The sequence below is a fragment of the Streptomyces sp. NPDC058335 genome (assembly GCF_042723915.1).
In the GTDB taxonomy this organism is placed as follows: domain Bacteria; phylum Actinomycetota; class Actinomycetes; order Streptomycetales; family Streptomycetaceae; genus Streptomyces.
Map to the genome: position 1 here is coordinate 1 of NZ_JBHXHX010000042.1, position 14,451 is coordinate 14,451.

At 68.3% G+C, this 14,451-nt stretch carries 14 protein-coding genes; 12 read left to right on the forward strand and 2 right to left on the reverse strand.

Annotated elements, in window-relative coordinates; all coding sequences use genetic code 11:
* Positions 1–370: 370 nt before the first annotated feature.
* Positions 371–1,645, forward strand: coding sequence for a hypothetical protein (locus tag ACFWJX_RS40440; RefSeq protein ID WP_383252090.1), 1,275 nt, complete (start codon positions 371–373; stop codon positions 1,643–1,645).
* A gap of 110 nt (positions 1,646–1,755) precedes the next feature.
* Here the strand turns inward: ACFWJX_RS40440 and ACFWJX_RS40445 are convergent, their stop codons facing one another.
* Both ACFWJX_RS40445 and ACFWJX_RS40450 read right to left on the reverse strand, forming a co-directional pair.
* Positions 1,756–2,325 carry a GNAT family N-acetyltransferase gene (locus ACFWJX_RS40445; protein ID WP_383252093.1) on the reverse strand — a complete coding sequence of 190 codons (570 nt, stop codon included), beginning with the start codon at positions 2,323–2,325 and terminating at the stop codon, positions 1,756–1,758.
* Positions 2,322–3,089, reverse strand: coding sequence for a GntR family transcriptional regulator (locus tag ACFWJX_RS40450; RefSeq protein ID WP_383252095.1), 768 nt, complete (start codon positions 3,087–3,089; stop codon positions 2,322–2,324). Before ACFWJX_RS40450 ends, ACFWJX_RS40445 begins: the two co-directional genes overlap by 4 nt.
* A 639-nt stretch (positions 3,090–3,728) precedes the next feature.
* Between ACFWJX_RS40450 and ACFWJX_RS40455 the strand changes: the two genes are divergently transcribed.
* The 11 genes from ACFWJX_RS40455 to ACFWJX_RS40505 all read left to right on the forward strand — a co-directional run bounded on the left by ACFWJX_RS40455 (position 3,729) and on the right by ACFWJX_RS40505 (position 14,376).
* Positions 3,729–4,040, forward strand: coding sequence for a hypothetical protein (locus tag ACFWJX_RS40455; protein ID WP_383252097.1), 312 nt, complete (start codon positions 3,729–3,731; stop codon positions 4,038–4,040).
* On the forward strand, positions 4,037–4,348 hold the full coding sequence (locus ACFWJX_RS40460; protein WP_383252099.1) for a hypothetical protein: 312 nt from the start codon (positions 4,037–4,039) through the stop codon (positions 4,346–4,348). The genes ACFWJX_RS40455 and ACFWJX_RS40460 overlap by 4 nt, the downstream gene beginning before the upstream one ends.
* Positions 4,345–5,247, forward strand: coding sequence for a DUF2637 domain-containing protein (locus ACFWJX_RS40465; protein WP_383252101.1), 903 nt, complete (start codon positions 4,345–4,347; stop codon positions 5,245–5,247). The genes ACFWJX_RS40460 and ACFWJX_RS40465 overlap by 4 nt, the downstream gene beginning before the upstream one ends.
* Positions 5,247–5,627, forward strand: a complete 381-nt coding sequence (locus ACFWJX_RS40470) for an RRQRL motif-containing zinc-binding protein (protein WP_383252102.1) — start codon at positions 5,247–5,249, stop codon at positions 5,625–5,627. The genes ACFWJX_RS40465 and ACFWJX_RS40470 overlap by 1 nt, the downstream gene beginning before the upstream one ends.
* A gap of 73 nt (positions 5,628–5,700) precedes the next feature.
* Positions 5,701–7,254, forward strand: coding sequence for a hypothetical protein (locus tag ACFWJX_RS40475; protein ID WP_383252104.1), 1,554 nt, complete (start codon positions 5,701–5,703; stop codon positions 7,252–7,254).
* Position 7,255: 1 nt separating this feature from the next.
* Positions 7,256–9,364 (forward strand): hypothetical protein, encoded by a 2,109-nt coding sequence (locus tag ACFWJX_RS40480; protein WP_383252106.1) that lies wholly within the window; start codon positions 7,256–7,258, stop codon positions 9,362–9,364.
* A gap of 242 nt (positions 9,365–9,606) precedes the next feature.
* Positions 9,607–9,921, forward strand: coding sequence for a hypothetical protein (locus tag ACFWJX_RS40485; RefSeq protein ID WP_383252109.1), 315 nt, complete (start codon positions 9,607–9,609; stop codon positions 9,919–9,921).
* Between the two features lie 88 nt (positions 9,922–10,009).
* Positions 10,010–10,873, forward strand: coding sequence for a bifunctional DNA primase/polymerase (locus tag ACFWJX_RS40490; RefSeq protein WP_383252111.1), 864 nt, complete (start codon positions 10,010–10,012; stop codon positions 10,871–10,873).
* Complete coding sequence (locus ACFWJX_RS40495; protein WP_383252112.1) at positions 10,866–12,341, forward strand: ATP-binding protein; 1,476 nt, start codon at positions 10,866–10,868, stop codon at positions 12,339–12,341. Before ACFWJX_RS40490 ends, ACFWJX_RS40495 begins: the two co-directional genes overlap by 8 nt.
* 441 nt (positions 12,342–12,782) lie before the next feature.
* Positions 12,783–13,025 (forward strand): helix-turn-helix domain-containing protein, encoded by a 243-nt coding sequence (locus ACFWJX_RS40500; protein ID WP_383252114.1) that lies wholly within the window; start codon positions 12,783–12,785, stop codon positions 13,023–13,025.
* A 79-nt stretch (positions 13,026–13,104) separates the two neighbouring features.
* Positions 13,105–14,376, forward strand: coding sequence for a tyrosine-type recombinase/integrase (locus tag ACFWJX_RS40505; protein WP_383252116.1), 1,272 nt, complete (start codon positions 13,105–13,107; stop codon positions 14,374–14,376).
* The last annotated feature ends 75 nt before the right edge of the window (positions 14,377–14,451 follow it).

The window sequence follows — 14,451 nt, forward strand, 5'->3', positions numbered from 1 at the left end:
CGAGCCGGAGAAGACGGCGGCCTATCTGAAGTCGGTGACTGGAGCCTGACCGGCTTCTGACCAGCACTTTGACGGTCGTCTTTGGTCGTTGTTGGTCGTCGTGGGCCACCCTCGGACGGCCCACAGACGGCCCGGCGTCACGTATCGAGCATGAGATCAGGGCCCCTGGACGCTGTGTCCGGGGGCTCTTGTGGCAGTTGCACTCTTGCAGTGTCGTTGTCGAGCTGGAGGGTCTCGCTTCGGTTTCAAGTGGTGGCCCTCACCGCGTAGCGGTGCGATCCCGTCTCAGCGGTCAGAGGAAGGGACCAGACAGCTTGAGTGAACCTCGAAAATGGCTAGACAGGCCATCAGATCCGAACATCCTTGAGCCATGGACTCTCAAGATTCGCTGGACACCGGCGGTGCTCCGCTGTTGATCACCTTCTTCGTGGCGCTGCCGTTCGCATGTCCACTTCAGCACGGTGCGGTAATTTCTCGCAACTTTGAAGAGCCGCTCCGAGGATGCGAGGCTATGGAAACTCGTGCAACTGAGGAAAGTGATCCGCTGGAAGGTAACCGCAGGGATAAAATCTTTGCTTCTCTAAAATTTTGGCAGCTTAAGGATACGGTTGATCTCGCTGATTCCTTTCATGGGCTTCTGCAGGTTATTCATGACGTAACTGGAATCGGGAAGGCGCCGCAGGAGAAGGCGGAGCTTCCGCGGGATACCTATCGGACTGTGGTCGAAATGGTCACCGTGCAGAACGCGGATAAGCTTAGCGATAAAGACGCGGCCCTTAGCGAGGCTTTTGAGCGCTGCTTCGGCGTATTGGCTGATGTTTATTCCATGAGTAGATTGGTTAAACGTGATGGCCTTTCGCCTCATGTTGGCATAGAGCAAGTGCAGGCAGTTTATTGGTTTGGTCGGATTCCTGGGAATCGGTATAGCGGAGACCTTGGAGGCCTGATGTGGGTCTCCCCGCCGCCGCATGTGCCGTCTGACACGTTTGATTCGGATGGCTTCCAGAAACTGGAGACCCTACTAGGCCGCCTTTGGAACGGGTCGCCATTGGAACTAGCTATGGAGCGTGCTCTGGTTGCGAATCAGTACCTCCGGCAGCAAGGTGACTACTCGAACGCGGTTATACATGCTGCGCTTTCGTCGGAGATTGTTCTAGATGCTCTCCTCGGCATGCTGTTGTGGGAAGAGCAGATAGAAGATCCGGATGTTACGGCTGCGGTTGACGTATTTGACGAAGCCAAGAACGGGGGCCTAGCTTCGCGCGTTAAGCGGGAGTATGGTCCGCGACTTGGCGGGAACTGGAACCCGTCGGTCAATGGCCCGGTGCGTCGATGGAGCGAGGAGCTGGCGCATCTGCGAGGCCGCATTGTGCACAGGGGGTACCGGCCAAGCCGCCGTGAGGCGGAACGCGCCCTCGAAGTGTCTGACGAGCTTCTGGACTTTGTAAAAGGTCGCCTGGCGTTGAAATCGAAGACCTATCCTCGTACGTGTCTCATGATTTTGGGGGAGCCAGGGTTGCGCCGAATCGGGGGGTGGAAATGGGCAAACAGGTTCCTTGCTGGTACTGACGAGCATCCGTTGAGTTGGTTTTCTGGATATTCGAAATGGAGGGATGCAGTTGATTTCGCGCGCGCTGGCGGATGAGCCGGTGTTTACTTGGTGGTACCGTCAGTGAGCAGGTGATGCTGAGTTTTAATTTCAAGGTGGACCGCCGGTCAATGCGTCGCCACGTAGGGATGCAATGTGCGCTCCGGTCAAGCTTCGCATTGAAGCCGTTCCGGAGCTGGAGTACGGTCTGTGAATCCGTGATCTGCGGGCTGCGCCGCTCGTTGCGCAAGCCACCCAGAGACGCGAGGGCCACCATTCACCGCAGCGCCTTCCTGGACCGTACGGACGTAGGTAAAGCCCTGCGCGAGGTAGTACCGCTGAAGCGCCTCGTTTGTCGTCCACGCGTCCAGCCGCAGCCACCGGGCACCTGCATGATGCGCCCGGTCAACCGCCCAATAGAGCAGTCGGCCACCGAGGTTCTGCCCCGCGTACTCTCGGGCGACGGTCAGCTTGTTGACGAACATCGACGGTTCGGCCAGTTCATCGTCAGTCCATAGACCGTCTTCGGCGTCCGGCGTGAGTGTGATGGTGCCGGCAGTGGTGTGCCCGTCACGAAGCATGAACACCGTGCCTGCTTCGATCGTGGCCAGCAGCTTGTCAGCCGGGTAGGGGCGACTCCACTGGTCTGAGCCAAGGCCCCGCAGCCAAGCTGCGGCTTCCTCGCGGAAGGCCAGCAGCTTGGCAACGTCGTGCGGCTCAGCGGGAATGATGATCACGTGTTGTCGCTCCGGGCGGCAAGGTTGCCGATCTCGTAGTTCATCCGGTTGAGGTCCCCTCGAAACGTCGTGACCGTGCACCGGATCGGCCGGTCTTCCGAGTAGCCAGTCCGCGTCCAGAGGAGCACCGGCACACCCGCTCCGATTTCCAGGAGGCGCGCCTCGTCCGGGGTCGGCATCCGGGCCGCGATTTCGTCGAAGTACCCAACCTGCTCTATGCCTTGAGCGGCTAGGTACCGCGTCGTTCCCTCGGCGATGTCTCCAGGATCAGCCAGCCGCGGCGACGCCTCGACCAGCCACGACGGATAGTAGGTCGCCTGCGTGGACCATGGGACGTCGTCCACAAAGCGATGACAAAACCGCAATACCGCCTTCGTACCCGGCTCGACTTTGAGGTGCTGGGCGATCTCCTGCGATGCCGGCAGCATCTCGACGCGAAACGTCTGGTGCGGCCGTCGCCCGGCGTTCGTCACGTCCGTGTTGTACGCGTCGCCGTTCTGCGGGAACGTCAGGTTCTCGAACCGCGACGCATTGAGTTCGAACACCTCCTGAGACTTGACCTCGTAGCCAAGCCCTTGGCTTGACGAGATGAGCCCTTCACTGACCAGCAGGCTCAGGCCGTTACGGATGGTGTTCCTCGACGCTTCGAAACGCTGCTGTAGGTCGTTCTCGGAGGGCAGCCTCGCACCTGGCGCGTGCGTGCCGTTGACGATCTCCCGGCGCAGGGCGTCGGCGACTTGCCGGTACTTCGGCTGCTTGTTCATGCCTTCATCATGACGCACTCGCGCAACTTGTTGGTACATGTGGGCCCCAATCCCTTGACGACTCACTGTCCGTGGGTGCAGCATCACCACATCAGCTTGTACCAACAAGTTGAGCAGGTGGTGCAACACCTCTAAGTGTGACATCCATCTGCGTAGAGGGTGGGGACGCTGCAATCCCGCTAAAGGCCAGGTGGAACAGGGTTTCGGCCCGTACTGGCGAGGTGGCCCGGTGACCGCGAGCAACGGCCGGCGTGTGGGGACGTGGTCCCCCTTGCAGTGCTTTTCCCTGTCCCTGCGATCTGCGGGAGGTCGGTCGTGAACCGACGACATACCTAGGGCGCCGCGGCTGTCGGACCGACACCGCGGCCACGCCCGCTGAGTCCCCCTCCAACCTCTCCCGTGTGCGAGGGGCACCGGCTCTGTCCGGTGTCACAGCTCGCATACGGGGGTCATGCCGCAGCGTCGCCGGCGCTGCGGCCGGTTGCCTCCCCCGCCCGTCCGGCCCGCGCGTTTATCGCGGTGGCCGGACGGGCGGGGTGCGGGGAGCCGACAGTTTCCGGCTTCAACGGCGAGCGGCCCCGGTGCTGGAACACCGGAGCCGCGGTTCGGGCCGTTCCCACGGTTAAGGAGTCACGACCCATGAAGTGCATCGTTGCTGGTCATGAAGCCGTTACGGCGGCTGAGTTCACTGAGTTGGCGCTCGGTATCGACCTGGAGCTGTTCGCCGGCCCGGCCGCGGCCGAGTCCGCGGAGGACCGGGCGGCCCGTCTGGACGTGGCGCGCGAGGTCCTCGCGGAGCTGCGCGCGACGGACCCGCAGACCGCCGCCTACGCCGCCGCCCTGCTCCGCACCAACCCGCTCACGAAGCAGTCGACGACCCGCCGGCCGCGCCGCACGCTCGGGCGCCGGGCCACCGTGCGCCGCACCGCTGTGTCGGGGGTCGCCGCGTGAGCGCCGAGAATCTGGCAGAGCAGGCGGCCCTCTTCACGTGTCTGGCCGGTCTCGCGGTCGGTCACCCGGACCTGCCGGCGGCCTACGTCACCATCAGCCGCCACGCGTCGCGGGAGCTGAGCGTGCAGCTCGACAGTCCGAGCAAGGTGGAGGCGTGGCGGGAGGCGCTGGGCGTCGACGCCGGTCTCCTGGTCGTCGACCGGATCGGTAACCGGTCGTCGTTGGAGTTCGACGCGTCCGCTTTCGGCATCGCCTTCCACGTGTACGCCACCTACGAGCCCGCGCCGGTCGAAGCGGGTGCGGCGTGAGCGCGGCGGCCCGCGTCGACGCGCCGTTGACGGGCGTCGAAGCTCCCTCGACGCCCGTCAATGTAGAGAACGCGATCACGGTCATCGCGGCCGTGCTCACGGTGCTGCTGACCGCGGTGGCGTTCTGGCTCTCCTACGAGCACTTGCAGGAGGTGGCCGCCGCGCACGGCATGGCCAGTGCCGTCGCCCGCTCCTGGGCATGGCCCGCCACGGTGGATCTGTTCATCGTGATCGGGGAGCTGTTGATCCTGCGGGCCTCGCTCGCCCACAAGGTCGACTGGTGGGCGATCGGCCTGGTCACCGCGGGTGACGGCGCGTCCATCGCGTTGAACGTGGCCGGGGTCGGCAAGGACGCCAACGCCCTCAACTATGTGGTGGCCGCGGTGCCTCCGGTCGCCGCGCTGCTGGCGTTCGGCGCCCTGATGCGGCAGGTGCACGCCTACCTCGCTCGCCGCGCGTCGACGCCCGTCACCACCCCTCCGACGGGCGTTGACCATCCGTCGACGCCCGTCGGCATCGGCGTCGACCGACCGCCCGCCGCATCGGCCGCACCGCCGGCTGTCGCCGCGGATCCGGTGCCCGACCATCCCGCGCTGCCGGTGGGCGTCAAGGCGGTGTCGACGCCCGTCGACGCCGACCCGGTGGGCGTCGACGCTCGGTCGACGGCCGTCGACCTGTGCATGCCGGTCGTCTACACCAACCGGGTCGATCAGTTGGTGCGGGCGCTGTATGGGACGGATTTCGTGCAGCCGAGCACCGCGCGGATGACGATGGCCATGGCCGCCGCCGGGCTCGGCGCGTCGGAGTCCACGGCGCGCACGGCGCGCGGCCGGGTAAAGACGCGTGAGCCGTACCTGGCTGACTTCCCCGGCTCGCTGCGCGTTGAGGCGGTGGGCTGATGCCGACCGCCTACAGCCGCTGCTACGACCCCACCGGCGCCCGCTACGGCATCCCGACCTACCCGTGGCGCATGGCCCCGGACGGCTACGCCACCCGCCGCCAGCTCCGGGCCCGCGGCCTGCGGCCCGGCGGGCAGGAGGTGAGCGCGCAGGTGATGGTGACCAGCCGCCGCCACGGCGCCCGCGTCGCCTACCTCTACCGGCTCGACCTGGCCAAGCCCGTGCGGCCGATGACGTCGCGCAAGTGGGGTGCTCTGGCGTTGGCGATGCTCGCCCGCCGCACCTGCCCCCGCTGTCAGCTGGACGTCGGCTACTGCATCTCCCGCCGGCACGGCATCTGCGGCCTGTGCCTGGTCGCCGAAGAACAGTGCGCCACCTGACCAACTGGCAGGCCCGGCCAGCAACCTCCTACAGCCCCGGCCGGGCCCGACTCCGCAAAGGAGCACAGACAGCATGACGGACGTCAGCATCGAACCGGTAGCCGTCCCGGCGCCGCCGGACACACCGCCCCCGCAGACACCCCCCACCCCGGCTCCGGACGCCGTGGAGGTAGACCACACGCCCGGCGGCTGGCCGGTCGTCCCGCTCGCTCTGTCGGGCACGAACACCACGGTCGGCATGGTCGCCGCCGCATCGCTGGCCGGCGGCCCGATCGCCGCGGCCGTCGCCATGACCGGCGCCGTTGCCCTCGGAGTGGCCGCGGCCACCCGCAGCCGCAAGCCCGGCCCGCGCCGCGAGGCACGCCGCGCCGCCGCCCGCACGGCCGGTCGTACCGCCGGCCGGGCCGCCGCAGCCCGCACCGCGGGGACAGCTGGCAACCGCGCCTCCGGACACCGCGCGGGCCGCTCTGGGGCGGGCGGGTCGGGCAAGGTGCCCGGTGAGCACCGCCGCAGGTCCGCAGCGCGAACGACCGGCGCGGCGGGCAGCAAGAGCGGCCGGACTCCGCAGGGCAAGGCGGGTATCCGGTCCGGGTTCGGCGGCATGGCCGCGGCCCGGGCCGGTCAGGTGAAGGCGCTGCGGGCCTCGCAGAAGGCCGCGGGAGGCTCGCGCGCTGAGCACCGGGCGCAGAAGACCGCAGCCCGCCGCGCAGTCACGGACGCCCGCCGCAACACCAACACCCCTGCCAGCAAGGCCCGGTCGGGCGGTAAGGGCAGTCTGGCCGGGCGCCCGCTGGGTGGCACCGGGCGCAAGGCCCGGGCCATGCGGGACGCGGCCGTCGCCAAGCAGCGTGCCAAGCGGGACGCCGCGACCGGTCGGCAGGTGGACGCCCAGCGCGGCGTGCTGCGCAAGGCCCCCGCCCGCAAGGCCGCCCGTGCTGCGTTGCGCCGGTCGGCGGCCCGCTTCCACCGCCGCCGCCTGCTCGCCGCGCTCCTCGCCCTGCCTCTCGGTCTGCTCGGGTTTCTGACGAGCCCGATCGGCCGCAAGCTCCGCCTTCCCTGGCTCATCCACCCCGGCCGGCGCCTCTACCAGCGGCTGACCGGCGCCGCCGCCGAGGAGAGGGCGGCGCGGGACGAAGAGATCCGCGTACAGCAGCGCGAGCAGGAGACCGCAGCGGATGCCGAGGCCACGCAGGACGGCGCCGAAGGCATCACCGACCGCATCCAGCGGCCCGCAGCCACCACCCCCACCCCCAGCACGCCCGAGATCGAGGGAGGACCGTCCGTGTCCGGTTTCAAGTTCGAGGACCACGCCACCGACATGCAGGCCGCCGCGCTGCTCTACGAGCCGGACGGCTGCATGGAGATCCTCGCCATGGTCGAAGGTCTCCCGGAGGCGCTGCGCATGGTCGCGCACGTCATGCAGATCCTCGCGGAGCGCTCCGACTCGGAGTTCCCGCTGGAGAAGGAAGTCGCCGGCGGCTTCAACGACATCCACGAGCTGCTGCGCAAGGCCGCCGAGGGCGCCGAGGAACTCCCCGCCATCTTCCGGCGGGTCCACGCGCAGGACATCGCCCGGCACGAGGACCCCCGCAACGGCACCGAGGCAGAGAAGGGCTGGAACGTCTGACATGAGCAGCACCGCCACCGCCAAACAGCACAGCAGTGGCCCGGTGCTGGACTGGACTGCCGGTCACGGACCCGTGACCGGCGCCCTGTCCGCCACCACCGGAGCCTTCGCCATCGCCACCACCGGCGCCGCAACCGGCATGCCGCCCGGCTGGGCCCTCGCCGTCGGCGCCGCCGGAGCCATCGGCCACACCGTCGCCGGACTGTGGGTCCGCAATGCCGGCCGGACCCTGGCCACCCGCGCCGCGTCCTGGCTCGTGGGTGCGGGCTGGACGACGTGGGCCATGACGCATGGCCCGCTCACCTGGGCCGCCCTCGGATCGCTCGCCACCATCGGCATCGGCATCGGTGCCGCCGCCCGGTCGTCGGCGCTGTTCGAGGAGGCGCGGGAGGAAGAGGCGCTCGCCGCCGAAATGCGCCAGGTCGCCGCCGAGCTGTCCGCGGAGCGCCGGGCGATCGCCGCGGAGTGGGTGGAGCGCATTCAGCGGATCTGCGGCATCACCGTGCGTGTGCTCGGTGTCGAGCAGTGGCCGACCGGGGCGGGCTACTCCCTCGATCTCGAACCGGCTGGCGGCATCACCTACCACCGCATCGCCCAAGACTCCGCCCGCCTGTCCGCGGATGCGCGTCTGCCGCACGGCTGCACCGCGGTCGCCTCGCCCGGCATCCACCAGGGCCGCGTGATCGTCGACGTGACCACCGTCAACGTCCTGATGGAGGAACGCACCTACCCCACCGACTACGGCACCTTGTCCCTGCTCACCGGGATTCCGTGGGGTTACCGGACGAACGCGGAGAACGTCCTGGCGTACCTGCGCGAGCAGTGCGCGTTGGTCGTCGGCCCGACCGGGTCGGGCAAGACCAACATGGTCCACACGATCCTGGCCGGGTTCGCCCGCGCCGAAGACGTGCTGACGTGGGTGATCGACCTCAACTCCGGCAGTGCGGGCCTGCCGTGGGTTCTGCCCGCGTTGAACGGTGAGGTCAAGCGGGAGGACGGCAAGCCGGTCCGGCCCGGCGTGGACTGGCTCGCCGGGACGTACGACGAGGCCGTGCTGATGCTGGACGCCGCGGTGAAGGTGGCCAAGCAACGCAAGATGGCCTACCAGGACCTGCTGTCCAAGGCAAACACCGACCTGCTGCCGATCAGCCCGCAGATCCCCCAGATTGAGCTGGTCATCGACGAGGGCGCCGAGATCCTCGCCTCCTCGGACCGGGACATGCGCAAGCTCGCGGAGAAGATCCTGGAGGTCATCCGCATCGCCCGCGCCATGGGCGTGCGCACCGTGCTCACCGCCCTGGGCGCGACCGGCAGCGTGCTGGGCAACCTGATGATCCGGCGCGAGGCCAAGGTACGCGTCGCCCTGACCGGCGGCGAGACCGAGGGCATGGACCTGGGCAAGATGTTCCCCGGAACCCGCGGCCTGCGCGTCGACCAAGCCCCCTACAAGGGCGCCGGATTCATGGGCACCCCCGAATCCCCCGCCGGCCTGTTCAAAGCGTGGCGCATCCTGCCGAACCAGATCCGGGACATCATCGCCGCCACCTCCGACCGACACCCCACCCTCGACACCGTGTCCGCCAAGGCCGCCGGGCCGGACTACGCGCGGCGCTGGGATGCGGAGCGCACCGCATGGATGCGCGACCAGCCCGCCATGGACGACCACCCGCGGCCCGACGCCGAGGCGCGGCCGGCCGGGGGCGGGTTGAACCTGTCCGCCCTGCGCGGCGAGTCGGCGCCGGTGTCGGAGGAAGAGGAGTTGGCGCGCCGCTTCCGCGAGCAGATCGACGCACAGTTCGCCACCACCCCCGACCCCGACGCGGAGCCGCCGGCCCGGTCGGGCGGGCTGAACCTGTCGGCGCTGCGGGGCGAGCAGGACAGCCCCGCGCAACGCGCCGCGCTCAACGTCCTCATCGCCGCCGGCCCGGACGGCACCGGCGCCTCCGCCATCGCCCGCGTCCTCGCGGACGACTACGGCACCACCCGGCAGACCGTCGTCGGATGGCTCAAGAGCTGGGTGGAAGACGGTACCGCCGTACGCGTCGGGGAGGGCACCAAGACCCGCTACGTCCACCGCCGCCACACCACCGGACAGCCCCCGCAGGACTGACCGCCTGTCGCTTGTCGACAGAACGCCGGACATGACGCCGAACACACGCCTCTCACACGTCCCTAGCTTGAAAAAGCGCATCTGACCTGGGAGGCGACAAGCGACAAGACAAGACAAGCGACAAGCCAGACGACAAGCCGCACGACAAGGAAGACGACAAGCAACGCGACAAGCCGACACCCACCCGCACGGGCCCGCGCCACCTTCGGCGCGGGCCCGCGGCTCACCCCAAGGGAGCCCGCATGCACCACCACCGCACCCCGCCCGGCGGCATCGCCCCGCACATCCCCGCCGACGCCTACCGCCGCGCACAAGCGACCGGCCAGCCGGTCGTGTTCGTCGTCAACGACCGGCCCCCGGCCGGCATCGAGTGGCGGCGGCTACTGCTGCCGTTCGCGATCGCCGGCGCCACCGTCGCCGGCGGCTGGGGACTGGTCGCCGCCCTGTGCTTCCTGCTCGACACCGCCGCCCACACCGCCACCGTCATCGCCGGCGCCGCCGGACCCATCGGAGTCGGCGGCATCACCCTGCGCCTCGCCCGCAGCAAGGGCGCCTAGCTACGCCAAGGGCGGCCCCCGCATCTCGCCAAAGAACGGGGCCGCCCTTGTCCACCCAGCACCTTCAACAGGACTGGAGACATCCAGCATGACCCAACCCACCGACATTCGGGGAGAGCACCTGCCTGCCGCTCTCTCCCTGGCAGCCTCCGGCGTGCCGGTGCTGCCGTTACGAGCCGGGAAGCTGCCGTTCGGGAACTGCCCGGCATGCGCCAAGAACGCCTGTGGCGGCCGGCCGAACATGAAGACTCCCGGCCCGTGCACCTGCCCGGCGCCCTGTCACGGCTGGGCTGCCGCCACCACCGACCCCGCAGTCCTCCGCTCCACGACGTGGGCGCGGGCGTGGCGTGAGGCAGCGGCGGTGGCCTACCACCCCGGCGGCGCCGGTCTCACCGTTGTCGACCTCGACAGCACGGACGCCATCGGATGGGCCCGTGCGAGCCTGCCTGTCACGCGCATCGTGCCCACCACTCGTGGTGAGCACTGGCTCTACCAGGGCGTCATGCAGTCCGCCAACGCGGTCCGGCCCGGCGTGGACGTCAAGTCGGCCATGCAGTACGCCAGGTGGCTCGGTCCCGGCACCGGCACCATGACGGCCCTGCCGGAAGTCGTACGCGCGCTGATCGTGAAGAAGCCGACCGCAGTCCGACCGGTGGCCGTCACGGTGCCCGCGATGGTCGGGGGCGGGGTGTGCCCGCACCGCACGCCGACCTACTTGGACCGTGGCGTTGCCATGGCGGAGCAGCGCATCACCGCCGCTCGCGAGGCGGTGCACGCAACCGTCTATCGGACGTTCCTCGCGGTGCTGTCCACGCACGGGCGATGCGGCTGCCTGACCGAGGCGCACACCGCGCGGCTGTTCACCGCAGCGCAGGCCAAGGGCGAATCGCCCCGGCACTGCGCCGACGCGTGGACGAACGCCCTGACCACGTTGGGACTGAGCCATGTCTGAGGACGACAAGACTCCCGGTCGCCAGGTCATCGCGGACTACGCGCAAGCGCACTTCCGGTACTTCCGCACCGCCGAAGGAACCGTGTATGCGCAGAAGAACGGGCACCCCGTGGCCCGCCCGATCCGCTCCCAGGGCACCACGGGCAGCCACCGCCAGGAACTCATGGTCGGACTGTTCAGGGACGGGCGCGGTGTGTTCAACGGGTCCGCACTCAAGGAGGCGTTGGACCTGATCGAAGCACTGGCCCTGTCCGAGGACGTCCAGCCCGTCCACATCCGCGTCGCTCCCGGATTCGACGGGGCGACGTGGCTGGACCTGGGCCGAGATGACGGGAAGTCTGTGCGCATCCACCCCACCGGCTGGGACATCCTCACCCCCGACCCGCGCGAAGTCTGCTGGCGGCGCACCCAGCTCACCGGGGAACTTCCGCTCCCGGCCAAGGACACGGGCGGCAAGGGCATCGACCTGTTGATGCGGCTGTGCAACTTCGCCAACGCCGAGACCGAGTGCCTGGCCATCGTGTGGCTGATCGGCTGCCTCGGTCCGTCGGTGCCCGTGCCCGCGCCGTTCCTCACCGGACCGCAAGGAGCGGGCAAATCCACCGGGGGCCGGATGCTCGTGCGGATCATCGAGGGGATGAGCGGTGACCTTCGACGCGCCCCAAAGGACGAAGAGAACCTGATCGCAGCGGTGGCGGCCGGATGGGTCACCGCGCTGGACAACCTCTCCCACGTGACGTCGGATCTGTCGGACGCGATGTGCTGCATCGTGACCGGGGTCGAGAGCGTCAAGCGCGCGCTGTTCACTGATGGGGACGTGTTCCGCGTCGGATACCGCCGGCCCCTGCTTCTCACCGGTATCGACGTCGGTGTCATTCGGCCCGACCTCGCGGACCGGCTCCTACCGCTGCGGCTGGAACGCCCCAGCATCCGGCGCACCGAGGCGGACCTGTGGCTGGACTACGCGGAGGTGCTGCCCGTCGTTCTCGGCTCCCTCCTGGACCTCACGGTCAAGGTCCGTGCCGCCGAGGCAGAGACTCCGACCGACCTGCGGATGGCAGACTTCGCCCACCTGTGCGCGCAGTTCGACGCGGCTACCGGCCTGGGTGCGCTCCCCGCCTACCGGGCGAGCCTGGACGACCTGAACGACGACGTGATCGAGGGTGACCTCCTCGCGCAGACCGTTCTCAGGCATGCCGAGACGATCGAGCCGGGCGGGGCGCAGCGGATGACGTCCACCGAGTGGCTGTCCTGCCTCAGCCGCCTCTACAGCGGCGACGATTGCCGTCCCCTGCCCAAGGGATGGCCGACGACCGGCAAGGTCCTCTCCGACCGGCTCAAGCGGCTCCAACCGACGCTGGCCGCCCGGCGTGTCCTTGTCGACTCGGGCCGCACCAGCGCGGGCCGCTACCTCGAAATGACCCGCACACTTCCCCCGGCCCCACACGAGCAAGCACGGGCATTCTGACCCGCGATCCGCACGCTCAAGCGAACAGCAAGAGGAGCACGTGCTTCTCTTGCTGTTCGGCGGGGGACGCCGCCCTAAGGTCGTGCCGCGCAGCGGCTCCTTCTTCACGCTGTAAGGCGCACCGAACTACAACAGGCAGCCCCTTCTTTGTCCTAAGAAGGAAGACGCTGCGTCATGCGCGTCACGCGAGCCGGCAAACGGCCACTGACCTGCAACGACACGCATGACGCAGACGGCTGGCTCTGCGTCATCCTGCGTCATCTGCGTCATCCGATGACACACCCCATGACGCCGACATGACGCACGCCGTAACCACTACGTCGAGCAAAACCCCAGGTCAGAGTCCCAAATGACGCTCATGACGCCATGACGCAGAAATCCGCACCTCGGACAGGCACGCCCCCGAAACAGGATCCTCGCCCATGCCACGGAGGACACGCCATGAGCACCGCACGTGAACAGCCGGACCCGCGCGCCACGCTCCGCGGCGGGTTGCCGGACCGCTACCTCACGGCCGACGACATCGCCGTGATCTTCGAGGTACCCAAAGAGACGGTGTATCAGTGGCGCCGGAAGCGCGTGGGGCCGCCCGGATTCCGCATCGGCAAGTACATCCGCTACGACCCTGCTGACGTGCTCGCCCACGTCGCCGAACGCAAGAGCACCGACCAAAACGCCGCCTGACCCAACACCCACCGCAGACAGCAGGGAGAGCCGCTACCCGGCGGCTCTCCCTGCTGCGTGTTGAGAGGACCGCCGCCTCATGGCAGGCCATATCCAAGACCGCTGGTTCAAGACCGAGATCAACCCCGACGGCAAGACCGTCCGGGTCAAGAGCGACCGCCACGGCAGCGGCCTGCGCTACCGAGCCCGCTACATCGGCCCCGACGGAACCGAGAAATCCAAAAGCTTCCCCGACGGACAGAAGCGCATCGCAGAGAAGTGGCTGTCTCAGATCGAGGCGGACATGACGCGTGGGCAGTACGTCGACCCTCGCGCGGCCAAGACCACCTTTCAGCAGTTCACCGAGAAGTGGCTCAAGACCCTCGCGGTGGACCCGAACACCCTGGAATCCATGAACTCCCAACTCCGGCGGCACGCTTTCCCGTACATCGGGTCGCGGCCGCTCGGGTCCTTCCAGCCGGGGCACGTTCGTGAGTGGGTGGCCCAGCTTGAAGCGAACGGCGTTCCCGGTTCGTACGGGGGTGCTATCTACGCCAGTGTGCGCGCTGCTCTCAGCGCCGCCGTGGACGACGGGTATCTGAGCCGTAACCCTTGCTCAGCACGATCAGTCCGCCCGCCGGCGCTCGACCCCAAGCGCGTCGTGCCGTGGACTCATGAGCGGGTGTTTGCCGTTCAGGAAGCACTCCCCGAGCGGTACCGCGCGATGGTCGACTTGGGGGCAGGGTGCGGACTGAGGCAAGGGGAGATTTTCGGGGTGGCTGTGGATGCCGTCGACTTCGAGGCCGACACCCTGCATGTCGTGCAGCAACTGAAGCTGTGCCGTAGCAAGCCCGTCTTTGCCCCACCCAAGGGGGGCAAACTTCGGGACGTGCCCCTTCCGGGGCCCGTGGCCGACGCGCTGCGGGCCCACATGAAGAAGTTCCCGCCAGTCGAGATCACGTTGCCGTGGAAAACCCCCGACGGCCTGAAGGTGACCAAGCAGCTCATCTTTACCGCACCAGGCGGAAACCACGTGTGGCGTCCAACCATGAACGAAGACGCCTGGAAGCCCGCTCTCGTGGCCGCCGGTGTCATCCCGGAGCGTGAGAAGGACGAGGTCGGCTACGTGGCCGCACGCGAGCATGGCATGCATGCCATGAGGCACTTCTACGCCTCCGCCCTCTTGGACGGAGGGGAGAACATCAAGGCCGTCAGCGAGTACCTCGGGCACGGCAACGCGGCGCTGACGCTCCGGATCTACGCACACCTCATGCCGAGTAGCCAGGAGCGCACGCGCAAGGCGATCGCAACCGCCTACGACAAGGCACGGCACCGGCCTGACGGCCCACAGACGGCCCACGGCCCGCAGTGAGTACCCCTGTTGAGAAGAACTTGCAGGTGACCGGCTTGCAGGGCCGTGGGCGTACTTCTCCGAGCCGGAGAAGAC

Coding starts and splice junctions, on each gene's coding strand:
- ACFWJX_RS40440 (WP_383252090.1), top strand. CDS start 371: ATGGACTCTCAAGATTCGCTGGACACCGGCGGTGCTCCGCTGTTGATC.
- ACFWJX_RS40450 (WP_383252095.1), bottom strand. CDS start 3,089: ATGAACAAGCAGCCGAAGTACCGGCAAGTCGCCGACGCCCTGCGCCGG.
- ACFWJX_RS40455 (WP_383252097.1), top strand. CDS start 3,729: ATGAAGTGCATCGTTGCTGGTCATGAAGCCGTTACGGCGGCTGAGTTC.
- ACFWJX_RS40470 (WP_383252102.1), top strand. CDS start 5,247: ATGCCGACCGCCTACAGCCGCTGCTACGACCCCACCGGCGCCCGCTAC.
- ACFWJX_RS40475 (WP_383252104.1), top strand. CDS start 5,701: ATGACGGACGTCAGCATCGAACCGGTAGCCGTCCCGGCGCCGCCGGAC.
- ACFWJX_RS40480 (WP_383252106.1), top strand. CDS start 7,256: ATGAGCAGCACCGCCACCGCCAAACAGCACAGCAGTGGCCCGGTGCTG.
- ACFWJX_RS40485 (WP_383252109.1), top strand. CDS start 9,607: ATGCACCACCACCGCACCCCGCCCGGCGGCATCGCCCCGCACATCCCC.
- ACFWJX_RS40490 (WP_383252111.1), top strand. CDS start 10,010: ATGACCCAACCCACCGACATTCGGGGAGAGCACCTGCCTGCCGCTCTC.
- ACFWJX_RS40495 (WP_383252112.1), top strand. CDS start 10,866: ATGTCTGAGGACGACAAGACTCCCGGTCGCCAGGTCATCGCGGACTAC.
- ACFWJX_RS40500 (WP_383252114.1), top strand. CDS start 12,783: ATGAGCACCGCACGTGAACAGCCGGACCCGCGCGCCACGCTCCGCGGC.
- ACFWJX_RS40505 (WP_383252116.1), top strand. CDS start 13,105: ATGGCAGGCCATATCCAAGACCGCTGGTTCAAGACCGAGATCAACCCC.